Source organism: Bradyrhizobium sp. Ken64 (assembly GCF_055807555.1).
The window spans coordinates 275,259-287,290 of the sequence record NZ_JBVVPA010000007.1; the positions used below are offsets into that span (position 1 = coordinate 275,259).

Below are 12,032 nucleotides of genomic sequence, written 5' to 3' on the forward strand. Positions count from 1 at the left end.
GCGTCAACCTATGAATGGCTCCTTGCCGGGTCAAGGACGCTCACACCGAGATGAAGAGATGCCAGCGCCGCGTCCAGCGCGGAAGCCGAAATCTCCATATATTCAAGGGCCTCGGTCCAGAGCAGGACGGCGCGGACCGGCTTTTGGGGATAAAGCCTCGATAGCACAGCCCGGTATAGCGCCAGCTGCCGGACATAGGCGACGGGCGCCTCAGCGGCGCTCCTGGGAGCCGCTTGATTGGTCTTGAAATCGACGATCAGGACCTCATCCGGGCGAACGACCAGCCGGTCGATCTGGCCGGATACCTGCGCCGGGGCGCGGCCCGGCCGTTCCAGCCGGCCGACGATCGCGACCTCTGCCCGGCTGCCGGCGGCAAACACGGGGGCAAACCGTGGTTCGGCGATCAAGGCGAGCACCTTGTCGGCCAGCCCGGCGCGGTCGGCCTCCGCCCAGTCCGCGGCATTGCGCGACATGAAGCCGAGCGCGGCCTCGCGCCGGCGCTCGGTGGCGATGTCGGGGAGCGATTGCAGCAGCCGGTGCACCAGCGTGCCGCGTTGCAGCGCGAGCGCGCGGGACTGCACTGATTCGCCCGACAGAACCGCGCGGCCGTCCCCGGACGACTGGCCGGAGGGGCGCACCGGATCGTCGTCGATGGTCTCGCGCGGTGCCGGTGTCCGCAGCCAGTCCGGGAGCGCGGTCGCCTGATCCAATGAGGTCGCGGGCGTGCCCAGCGCCACGACATCCTCAGGACGGGAGAAGCGCGTTACCTTGCCCAGCGGCGTCTCGATTGTCTCTTTCGCCAGGCCCGAGCCGGCGAGCCCGGTGTCGACCAGATCGTACCAGCTCAGCTTGCGGACCGTCTTCATGTTGCCGGGCATGCAGCCGCCGACGATGAGCCGGTCGGCGGCGCGCGTCATGGCGACGTAGAGCAGGCGGCGGTATTCGTCCTCGGTCTCCTCGAGCATCGCCTTGCGTGCGTCGGCGACGGGCTTGGGATCATCCGCCTTGCGTCCGGCCCAGACCACCACCTCGCCGCCATTGCCGCGCGGGACGTGGATCAGCCGCAGCCGCTGCGAATCCGCAGGCGACGATGTGGTGTCGACCATGAACACGACCGAGGCCTCCAGGCCCTTGGCGCCGTGCACGGTCATCACCCGCACCTCATCGCGCGAGATCTCCATGTCACGCTTCACCTCGGTATCGGCCGAGCGCAGCCAGGCCATGAAACCCTGCAGCGACGCAGGCGCCTTGCGCTCGTAATTCAGCGCCAGCTCCAGGAACTCGTCGAGCGCGTCATTGGCCTCATGACCGAGCCGGCGCAGCATGCGCGCGCGTCCGCCGTCGCCCCCGAGCAGCCAGGCGTAGAAGGCGAACGGCGTCTCCTCGCGGGCTCGCATTTCGCAGGCTTCGAGGCGTCGCAACGCCGCAGTGAATGTCTCGCTTGTCGGGGCATGCTCGCCAAGCGCGCGGCGCAGCGATCCCTTGCGATCCCAGGCCAGCTGGAACAGATCGTCGTCATCGAGCCCGAACAGCGGGCTCTTCAGCGCCACCGCGAGCGCGAGATCGTCCTGCGGCAGCAGCAGCGCGTCCGCAAGATTCATCAGGTCGATGATTCCGATGTGCTCGGTGAGCTTGAGCCGATCGGCGCCGGCGACCGGAACGTTGGCGTGCTTCAGCGCCTGGATCACCGCGTCGAATGCATTGCCGCGCCGGCGCACCAGGATCAGCATGTCGCCATAACGCAGCGGCCGGCGTTCGCCCTCGTGCCCGGTCAGCGTGCCGCTCTCGACCAGCCGCTTGATCTCGGTCTGGATCCGGCGCGCGAGCTTGACTTCGGGGCTGGTGGCGGCGACGCCGTCGAACGGCGCGCGCCAGCCCTCGATCTCCTGCCTGTCGTCGGCCTCCGCAAGGTCCCATAGTTCGATCACGCTGGGGCCCGCATCGCCGAGTGCATTGTGCAGGGGATGACCGGTCTCGATCGAATGGATGCTCTTGTAGATCGCGGGCTCGCGGAAGACGTGGTCGACCGAATGCAGGATCGCGGCACCGGAGCGGAACGAATAGGTGAAGGCGACGGGATCGAATTTCAGCCCGGCCGCCGTGAACTTGCGGTGCAGTTCGCGCCGGCGTGCATCGAATTCTCTGGGCTGAGCGCCCTGAAATGAGAAAATCGACTGCTTCTCGTCGCCGACGGCGAAGACGGTGCGGTTCAGGCCCTCGCGTGCGCCTTCGCCGGCGGTGAACTCCGAGATGATGTGCGCGACGATGTCCCATTGCCGCGGGCTGGTGTCCTGGGCTTCGTCGATCAGCACGTGATCGACGCCGCGGTCGAGCTTGTAATGCACCCAGCCCGAGGAAACGCGATCCAGCATCGCCAGCGTCTTGTCGATGAGGTCGTCATAGTCGAGCAGCCCGCGCTCCTGCTTCTCGCGGCGGTAATTTGCGGCAGCCGCGGTCGCGATATGCAGCAGGGCCGCGGTGCGGTCGCGCAGGGTCACCGCACGGCGTGCCTCGACCAATCCGCTGACGCGCTCGGCCTCGTTCTCGAACAGGCGGGCGACGGACGGGTTGTGATCGCAGAACTTCTTGGTCAGCACCGCCTTGCGCGGCAGCTTTTCGTCCGTGAGGAAGACGCTGAGATAGGCATCGACCTGCGCGGCGCCGGAAAAGACCTTTGCCTCGCGGAGCCGGCAGGCCTGGTCGTTGTCGGACTTGCTGCCCTCCTCCAGCGCAAAGGAGATGTCGTCCCAGCGCGATCGCGGCAGGAACGGACCATCTAGGATCTCCGTCTCGACGTCCTCGATGCGATCGCTCGCGTCCACGCCCAGCGCGGCCGCCATCTGCGCGGCAGCCAGCTCCGCGCTGCCGGCTTCATCGGTCCAGGCCATGAAATGATCGCGGCTCAGGCAGGCCTCGCGCACCACCTCCTTGAAGGTGACATCGGCGGCGCTCGCCATTGCGGTCAGCAGCGCGCGACCGGTCACGCTGTCGGGGTCGCGGGCGGCCTCCAGCAGCACCTTCAGATTGGCGCGTTCCATCATGTCGGTCTGGTCGCGCTCGTCGATCACGGCAAAGCGCGCGGGGACATTGGCCTCGAACGGAAACTGCTGAAGCAGGCGAGTGCACAATGCGTGGATGGTCTGCACCTTCAAGCCGCCCGGCGTCTCCAGCGCGCAGGCGAACAGCTTTCGCGCGTCACGGCGCAGCTTTCGATCCGGATGGGGAATCCCGACGTCGCGGATCGCTGCATCGAGTGCCGTGTCGTCGAGCGTCACCCAATGGCCGAGCGTGGTGAACACGCGCTCGGCCATGTTGGCGGCAGCCGCCTTGGTGAAGGTGATGCAGAGGATCTTTTCCGGCGGCACGCCCGAGAGCAGCAGGCGGATCACCCGCTGCACCAGCACATGCGTCTTGCCCGAGCCGGCATTGGCCGACACGAAGGCCGACGCGGTCGGGTCCGATGCGCGCGCTTGCCTGGCGCGCACCTCATCCGGGATGGGGCGCGGTGCCTTCACCATTCCTCGATCCCCAATCCACCGGCCGCAGACCATTCCTTGATCCGGGCGAGATCGTCATAGGCGCCGTAGCGGTTGGTCCACATCGGCAAGTTCAGCGAGGTATAGGGCTGGTTCTCGTCCTCGAAGGCGCGAATCAGTGCCTCGAGCTTGACCCTTGCCTCCGCAGCCGCGGTGTCCGGCGGCTGCGGCTCGTCACCTTGCCTATATCTGAGCTCGAGAATGCGTTCTTCGCCCGGCGGATTGTTGCCGCTCAGGCGAACATAGACGAGCTGGCTCACGGACGCGCCGGCGTCGATGTCGGGAAAGCCGCCCTCGCGCAGGATCGCGGCTTCTAACGTGAGCTGCGGTGACAGGCCCATGCGAACCTGCTTGCCGGTCGGTGGCTGGCCGGTCTTGTAGTCGAGGATGGCGTAGCCGCCGCCCTGGCGCCGTTCGATGCGGTCGGCGCGGGCGGAAAGACGGAAGCTGCGCCCATGGTCGAGCGGGATCGAGATCTCGCCGCGGGTTTCCGCGGCGATCGCCTCGATCACATCCCGTCGCGCCGTCTCCCATTCGCCGAACCAGCGTGCGATACGCTGGAAGCGCGGCCACCACAGCGCCCGCGCCTCGGGTCGCTCCATGAGTGGTGCAAAATGTTTTTCGCCGATCGCGCGCAGCACGCGCGCGGGATCGTCGGGCAGATTCGTGGCGTAGCGTTCCGTGAACTCGCCGAGCGCATCATGGATCGCCGAGCCGCGGTCGGCGGCCGACAGCGGCATGTCGACGGGATCGAGCGCGTCGAGCCGCAAAATGTGTTTGGCGTAGATCGTATAGGGATCGCGCAGCCAATCCTCGATCCCGGTCACAGACATCCTGAGCGGCCGGGTCGCGCGTGGCGGTCGCGGCTCGGGCTGCTTGATCGGCCTCACCTCGTCGGGCTGGTCCAGCGCGGCTGCAAACTGCACGTATTTTTCGCCCGCGCGAATGGCGGCCTTCCAGTGCGCATCGCCTGCGACCGCCTCCAACCGGTGCAGGAAGCGCGAGGCGACCGCCGGCGCACCGCCAGCCTTGGCGGAGTGGGTGAGGATGACCTCCTCGCCGCCGAGCAATTGCGCAAAATCATGCGCGGAGAGGCCGATACGGCGTTCCGGCAGATCGAGGCCCAGCTGGTGCCGCATCGGCCGGCTCAGCCACGGATCGATGCGCGGCGTCGGTGGCCAGACCCCCTCGATCAGCCCGCCGACGATGACGCGGTCGGCCTGCATCAGGCGTGATTCCAGCGGGCCGTAAATCTGCAGCCGCGCGCCCGGCCGGTCCCGCCGCCGCACCGCGCGATCGCCGAATGCGGTCTGGAAGACGTCTGCGTAGTCGGGCAGCGTGACCATCAGTCCGCTGGTCGTGCCGCCGCGCAGGAGATCGTCAAAGGCGCTCGCGAGCGCGAGGCCTTCGCGCTCCTCGAACGCCAGCGGGATGCCCTGCTCGTCGCGCGACAGCTCGATCATGATCTCGCGATGCCGATGTGCGAGCTCGGCGAAATCGAACGACTTCGATGAGGCTAGACTCTCGATCGGCGCCAAGGCTTGTCGTAAGCCATCGATCAGCACCTGAATGCGATCGAGGTCTTCGGCCTTGAGACGTGCACGCGGCTCGGCCTTATGCAGGGCGGAGACCTCGCTGCGCCACAGCTTTGCCAGCTCCTCGCGAAAGCGATTGAATTCGCGCAGCAGGCCGGCAGTGCCTGCAGGCGGGCGCGTGCCGCGCAACAAAGCGAGCTCCAGGCCTTCGATCGCCGCCTTCCATGCGCCAGGCGCCCGGCCGAGCCGGCACAGCGGATGCTTCAGCATTGCCAGCAGCGTCGGCGGCTCCAGTCCCTTGGTCGCAGCCTCGGCTGTCAGTCGCGCAAAGACGCCGGCGGAGGTCTCCATCAGGACGTCGCCGCCGGAATCGTCGAATGCGAGATCCCACCGTGTCAGCGCGGCCATCACCCGCCGCGCCAGCGCGCGATCGGGCGTCACCAACGCGGCGGATTTGTCGAGGTGCCGCGCCTCGCGCATCGCGATCGCGATGGCGAGCGCTTCCATTTCAGGGTTGGGAGCTTCGACAACCGCGAGGTTCTTCATGCCGCCGGTGATCTTCGCGGCCACATCCGGTTGCTTCAGCCGGTCGTGCCAGATCTCGGTCTTGGCCGAGGGCCGCATCGATTCCGACGCCAGCAGATCGCGGCCGCCTTCCGCCGGAGGCTGGAGACTATCGACGTCGCTGCGCTTGATGCCAAAGCGATCCAGCAGCGCGTGCATGGCATATTGCGGATGGTTCGAGACCGGGTGCTCCGCGAACTTGCCGAGCGAGTCGCGAACGCCGCCGATGCTGCGCCAGGCATCGTCGTCGAGATCGGAATCGAGGCCGGGCAGCACCACGGCGCCATGCGGCAGCGAGGCGACTGCGTGGAGAAATCTTGCCGTGGCCGGCATCGAGCCGGTCGAACCGGCCGCGATCACGGGGCCATGGGGATGCGCGGTCAGCCGCCTGGCTTCGGCATCGATCAGGAGGTCGCGGCGGGCAGCGGGCTCGATGCGTTTGATTTCGGCGAGATGACCGGGCCAGGCGATGCGCGCGATGCGCAAAAATTCAAGCGAGTGCTGCCAGTACCGGTCGAGCATATCAGGCACGAGGCCATCGAGCGCGCTCCAGTCGACACCGCGCGTGACCATGTCGTCGATCAGGCGCGCGAGATCGGACGCCAGTGCCAGCGTCGAAGCGGGGCCGCCGACGACCAGCGGAGACAACACCGGACCCTTGGCCCAGGCCGCGACGAGTTGCGCCAGTGTCAGCCGCCGTTCGAGCTCGCCGAGCCGCGGCGGAATGTCGAGCGGCGTTGCGCCGGAAAACTGTTCGCCTTCATCGGCGAAAGCGAGTTCATCTTCGTCGATGTCGCCGAGCGCGACGATGCGCGGCAGCACGACCGCATCCGCCTTCATCTCGTCGAGGAAGATCTCGCGGACGACGCGCATGGCGCGCCGTGTCGGCAGGTACAGCGTGGCATCCGCCAACCGTGCCGGCTCCTTGCGCGCCTCAAAGCCCTCGACCAGCCGGCCGTCGAGCAGGCTTGCGACGACGGTGCGCAGGAACGGAACTGAGACTGGAACGCTGAAAACGCGCATGAGCTGCCTGATTCGGGAATCAGGCGCCAATATAGGGAGGCGGACTCAAATGGATATGGGCGGAGGGGGTTAGTCCCCGCTGTTCGCGGCATCCCCGCTCTCGTGCCCCGGCTCAGCAGCGCATCACGCAGCGATGCGCTGCTGAGCCGGGGCCCAGGTTGCTTCGTTCCGCAAGTGAGGATGGAGTGGGTCCCGGCTCTCCGGAGCGGCATTACGCGCCGCACCCCGTCCGGGACACAAGAGCGGCTTAAGCCACGCTCTCCAGAAACGCCTCTTCCGCCGCGTGCACGGCATCAGGCGTGCCGACATGCATCCAGACGCCGTCGAGGCGGAGCCCGAACAGCCGCTCCTGCTCGTTGGCACGGTCGAACATCTTGGTCAGCGAAAACTCGCCGCTCGGGGCATCGGCAAAGATCGACGGCGACAGGATCGCAGCGCCGGCATAGACGAACGGAACGACCTCTTTTTCCTTGCGCTTGCGCAGCGCGCCGTCGGCCAGCATGCCGTAATCGCCGCGGCCGCTATAGCCGATGCTGGTCGCCGTCGGCGCCATCAGCAGCAAAATGTCCATCCGCGCGGGATCGAAGTTTTCGGCGAGCCGCGTCAGGTTCGAGCGCACGCCGTCGATCCACAGCGTGTCGGAATTGACGTGAAAGAACGGTGCGTCCCCGAGCAGCGGCAGTGCCTTGACCACGCCGCCGCCGGTGCCCAGCACCTGATCGCGCTCGTCCGAGATGGTCACGCGCGGATGCTGGCGTGATGCGGTGTGATCGATGATCTGGTCCGGCAGGTAGTGCACGTTGACCACCACCTCGCTGACGCCGGCCTGGCCGAGCTTGTCGAGCACGTGGTCGAGCAGCGGCTGGCCGGCCACCGGAACCATCGGTTTCGGCATTTTGTCCGTCAACGGACGCATGCGCAGGCCGAACCCCGCGGCGAGCACCATGGCTTTGGTCGGTTTGACGGGCATCCTTCGCTTTCTCAGACCTACTGACTTCGCGTTCGCAGCAATCCTAACACGAGGTTCGACTGACCGCACCGCGTCTTGACCGCCTTAGCCACCTGCCGTGACGCTTGTACGACGGGTGTTGCCGTTACGCCCCGATGGATGTGGAACGCGCCTTTTTCTTCTTGTCGCCGAGCTTGAGAAAGTTGACGCCGATCTGGTCGCCATTGACCCAGGAAAGCTCGCAGCGCCGATACGCAAGTCCGGTGGACGACAGCAGCAGAAAAAACTCCTTCAGATGCAAGCCTTCGACCGAGCCGTCGATGGTCAGCTTGGCGCCGCTGTCGGAGACGTCCTCCATGGTGCAGTCGCGCCGCCATGTGCCGTCGATACCCATCATCTGGGCCGCGATCCCGCGCTCGAAAACAACCCGGCTGTTGCCGCGCTGGTCCGTCTTCACCGCCATCTGCCCTGCTCCAGCCCCGTAATCATCCGGCTGCGTCGCCCCCAGATTACCGGCGTCTTGGCTAACAGCCGGTAAATCGGGCCCCGAATCAGCCTCTTCCGCCCCTACTAGCCTTTTCAGCCTTGGGCCTCAGCCGTGGGCCTACCTTTGGGGCGGCGGGGCATTGGCGAGATACCAGTCGCGCAGATGAGCGAGCGCGGGATGCGCCAGGGAGCGCTGGAGATAGGTCCAGATCCGCGGCTGGTGACGCAGATAATGCGGCTTGCCGTCGCGGCGGTTGAGGCGGGCGAAGGTGCCGAGCAGACGCGTGTTCCGCTGCGCCGACATGATGGCGTAGAGCTCCGCGAAGCCGGCCGCGTCGAAGCTCGCGTCGCTCGCGCGGCGCGCCTTGATGTAGCGCGACAGCAGCGTCAGTTCGATCGCCTCGGGCACGTCGATGCGGGCATCCTGGAGCAGGGACACCACGTCGTAGGATTGCGGCCCCAGCACGGTGTCCTGGAAATCGATAACGCCGACGCGTTCGATGCCGGTGCGATTGCTGAGCCAGATCAGGTTCGGCGAGTGATAGTCGCGGATGATCCACGTCTTCGGCGAGGCCTGCGCCTTCTGCAGCAGCTCGCGCCACATCGCGAAAAATTCGGCGCGCTTCCCGTCGTCCAGCGGCGCGTTGCGATCGGGCAGGTACCATTCCGGCATCAAGCCGATTTCGATCAGCAGCGCCTCGGTATCGAAGACAGGAATGGCGTAGGTCTGGTCCCCGAGCGGCAGCGTCTCCGGCAGCGTCTTGCCGTGCAGCACGGCCAGTAAATCGACCGCGGCTTCGTAGCGTTCGGCGATCGGGCGCGGCGGATCGCCCTCGATCACGCCGTCGCTGCCGAAGTCTTCGCTGATCAGGAATCCGTGGTCGAGGTCGGAATGATGGATCGCGGGCGCGGAGATCCCCTGCGCGCGCAGGCCCTCGTCGATGGCGACGAAGGGTTTGATGTTTTCGGCGAGATGCACCGCGGCGCTGTAGGATTTTCCGTTGTACATCGCAGCACCATCCGGGCGCTGCGGAGAATTCATGAGGATGACAATCTCGTCGTCGTGCAGCAGCCGCGCATAGGAGCGGGTGGAGGCGTCGCCCGCCATGCGTTTGCGCGTTGCCTCCATGTAGCCGGATGCATCGAGGAATTCGCGCAGCGCCTGCAGCCGCGCGACGATGGCGGCGGCCTTGCCATGACCGGTGATGTCGGCGGCGCGCGCATTCGAGCCCAGTGCCTGCCGGTGCGTCAGCGCGATGTCGATGCGGTCTTGAGGCATCGCCGACGGTGCGCGCTCCGGCCATTCGATCAGGACGAGGGTTGCTTCCGGCAGCGGCGACAGCCCGATCTCTTCGAGCTCGCTCTCGTCCTCGACGCGGTAGAGGTCGGCATGCATCACCGGGAATGGCGGCAGCTCGTAGCCCTGCACCAGCGTGAAGGTCGGGCTCGGCACTTCCAGCGCATCATCGCCGGCGAGGTAGCGGATCATGGCCCGCGCCGCCGCGGTCTTGCCGGCCCCGAGATCGCCGGTGAGCGTGATGACATCGCCGGGACCGACCAGCAGCGCGACGTCGGCCATCAGTTGCGCAGTCGCTGTCTCGTTGTGGAGCGCGACGGAGAATGTGGTTGGCGCAGTCATTCGGCGGCGTCGCGATGCGCCGCCTGGTCGGTCGGGAAATCACAGATCACGACCGTGCCCCTGCCCACGATCGAATCGACCCGGATATTGCCGCCATGCAGCTCGACGAAGGAGCGCACCAGCGACAGGCCGAGCCCGGCGCCGCGATGACGCGAGCCCTGCGAGCGGCTCTCGAACCAGTTGAATACCTTGTCCTTCATGTCGGCAGGTATTCCAGGCCCGGAATCTGTCACGGTGAAGACCACACTGCGTTCGGTGCGGCGGGCGCTGATGCCGACGGTGGAATCCGGTGGAGAAAACCCGACGGCGTTGGCGAGGAGGTTATAGAGCACCTGCACGACGCGCTTCTCGTCGCCGGTGAAGCTGCCGACATCGGGCGCGATCTCGACCTTGAGGCGGATGCGGTCGGTGGCAAGCCGGTCCTGGAGACCCTCGGCGGCGAGCTCGATGGTCTTGCTGACGTCGACGGGGCCGAGTTCCAGCTTCATGGCGCCGGCGTCGATGGTGGCGAGATCCAGGATGTTGTTGGTCAGCGCCAGCAGTGCATTGGTCGATTTGGTGACGTAGTCGAGATACTCGGCCTGTTTCGGCGTCAGCGGCCCGGTCGAGGGATCGCTGAGGAAATGCGCGAAGCCGATGATGGTGGTGAGCGGGGAGCGCAGCTCGTAGGAGACGTGGTGGACGAAATCCACCTTCATCTGGTCGGCCGCCTCCAGCGCCTCGTTGCGCTCGCGCAGCGCGCGCTCGACGTTCTCGGTATCGGTGATGTCCTGGAACGTCAGCATCGTGGCGCCGTCGTGCAGGGGCCGGATCATGCCGTCGAGCACGCTGCCATCCTTGCGCTCCAGCTTCAGCGGAATGTCGGCGCGGCTCTCGATCGAGGTGACGGCCTCGCGGATCTGTCGCCAGACGATCGCGTCGTCGAACAGCTGATGGCACCAGCCCTCGACCGTCTGGATGTGCGGCTCGTCGCGCATGGCGTCAGCGGACAGCTTCCACATCCGGACGAAGGCCGGGTTGAACAGCTGCGCCTTGCCGTTACTGCCGAACACCGCGACGCCCTCGGCGAGGCTATCCAGCGTCTCGCGCTGGACGCGGATCATGCCGTCGAAGCGGCGGGCGAGCTCGAGGCTCTCGGTGACGTCGTCGAACAGATAGGTGACGCCGCCTTCCGGGTTCGGCGTGGTGACGACGGAGAGCGCGCGCCCGTCGGGCAGGTACCAGGTGTCCTTGGCAGCCTCGACCGCGCGATAGGCCTCGTGCAGCTTCGCCTTCCAGGCGCGGAAGTCCGGCTGCTCCGGCAATTTGCGCGAGGAGCGGAGCTTGTCGAGCACGCTGGAATCATCGGGGTTGGCGTCGAGAAAGGTGCGGTCGAGGTCCCATAGCTGGCGGTAGGAATCATTGTAGAAGGCGAGCCGGCGCTGGCCGTCGAACACGGCAACGCCGGAGGAGAGCTGGTCGAGCGTGCGGCGATGCGCCTCCGCCATCCGCACCAGCGCCGAGCTCAAGGCATCTGCCTCGCTGGCATCGATGGCAACGCCGACATTGCCGCCGCCGACATTGACGGCGCGCACGTCGTAGATGCGCCGCTCGCCGCCGATCACGATCGGCAGCCGCGAGGTGAAATTGACCGCTTCCTTCAGCCCCCGCTCCATCGCTGTCCGGTCGGCGCTGTCGAGCAGCTCGAGCTTGCGCTCCTGGGCGTCGGTGATGCTGGCCGCCTCGGTCGCACGGACATAGGCAGGGTTGGCGTAAGTTAGCGCGCCGTTCTCGCCCTTGGCCCAGATCGGCCACGGTGCGGCGGTCGCGAAGCCGCGCAGCATTTCCGTCTCGTCGGAAAGGGCCTTATAACGCAGATTGGTCTCGGCCAGATCGCGGCGGAGCCCCGAGAGTTCGCGAATCCTGACGATGGCCTGGCCGCCGATGGCGCGGCCGATGGCCTCAAGCGTGTGGCCATGCGCGGTGGTGAGCGTCAGCTGGAACCCGTCGCCGCGGTCGCGCAGCGCATCGACGGCGTGATCCATCCGGAGCGCCGGTTCCGGCGGCAACCAGGTTCCAAATGCGAGCACGCGCTGTGGAGAGGAGTCGCGCGGCAGCACCAGGGAGATGTCACCGGAGATCTGCGCGCGATTGTCGCCGGCCGGCCAGGAGATCAGGATCTGCGGTTCGGCGAACAGCAATGCGCCGAAGCGGTCGGCCTGGAGCTGGAGTTCCCCGATCCGGGCGCGGCGAGCCAGCCGATGCTGTGCGGCCGCGGCGCCTCCGAATTCCGCGCCTATTTGCCGCGCGCGCGCTGGATC

At 66.8% G+C, this 12,032-nt stretch carries 6 protein-coding genes; all 6 read right to left on the reverse strand.

Annotated features, from left to right (window positions below; translation table 11 throughout):
* Positions 1–8 precede the first annotated feature (8 nt).
* Complete coding sequence (addA, locus tag AC0L2F_RS15490) at positions 9–3,518, reverse strand: double-strand break repair helicase AddA (protein ID WP_473248924.1); 3,510 nt, start codon at positions 3,516–3,518, stop codon at positions 9–11.
* Positions 3,512–6,658 (reverse strand): double-strand break repair protein AddB, encoded by a 3,147-nt coding sequence (gene addB, locus AC0L2F_RS15495; RefSeq protein ID WP_473248925.1) that lies wholly within the window; start codon positions 6,656–6,658, stop codon positions 3,512–3,514. The genes addA and addB overlap by 7 nt, the downstream gene beginning before the upstream one ends.
* 247 nt (positions 6,659–6,905) lie before the next feature.
* On the reverse strand, positions 6,906–7,628 hold the full coding sequence (locus AC0L2F_RS15500) for a nucleotidyltransferase family protein (RefSeq protein ID WP_473248926.1): 723 nt from the start codon (positions 7,626–7,628) through the stop codon (positions 6,906–6,908).
* 124 nt (positions 7,629–7,752) lie between these two features.
* Positions 7,753–8,070 (reverse strand): PilZ domain-containing protein, encoded by a 318-nt coding sequence (locus AC0L2F_RS15505; protein WP_007603933.1) that lies wholly within the window; start codon positions 8,068–8,070, stop codon positions 7,753–7,755.
* A 141-nt stretch (positions 8,071–8,211) separates the two neighbouring features.
* The gene (gene tsaE / locus AC0L2F_RS15510) at positions 8,212–9,732 is read right to left on the reverse strand and encodes a tRNA (adenosine(37)-N6)-threonylcarbamoyltransferase complex ATPase subunit type 1 TsaE (protein WP_473248927.1); all 1,521 of its coding nucleotides are present in this window, start codon (positions 9,730–9,732) and stop codon (positions 8,212–8,214) included.
* Positions 9,729–12,032, reverse strand: a 2,304-nt coding sequence (locus AC0L2F_RS15515) for a sensor histidine kinase (protein WP_473248928.1), incomplete at its 5' end; no start/stop codon positions are given. The genes AC0L2F_RS15515 and tsaE, both read right to left, overlap by 4 nt.

Excerpts from the sequence above, each read along its gene's own strand:
- addA (WP_473248924.1), bottom strand. The coding sequence starts at position 3,518 with ATGGTGAAGGCACCGCGCCCCATCCCGGATGAGGTGCGCGCCAGGCAA.
- addB (WP_473248925.1), bottom strand. The coding sequence starts at position 6,658 with ATGCGCGTTTTCAGCGTTCCAGTCTCAGTTCCGTTCCTGCGCACCGTC.
- AC0L2F_RS15500 (WP_473248926.1), bottom strand. The coding sequence starts at position 7,628 with ATGCCCGTCAAACCGACCAAAGCCATGGTGCTCGCCGCGGGGTTCGGC.
- AC0L2F_RS15505 (WP_007603933.1), bottom strand. The coding sequence starts at position 8,070 with ATGGCGGTGAAGACGGACCAGCGCGGCAACAGCCGGGTTGTTTTCGAG.
- tsaE (WP_473248927.1), bottom strand. The coding sequence starts at position 9,732 with ATGACTGCGCCAACCACATTCTCCGTCGCGCTCCACAACGAGACAGCG.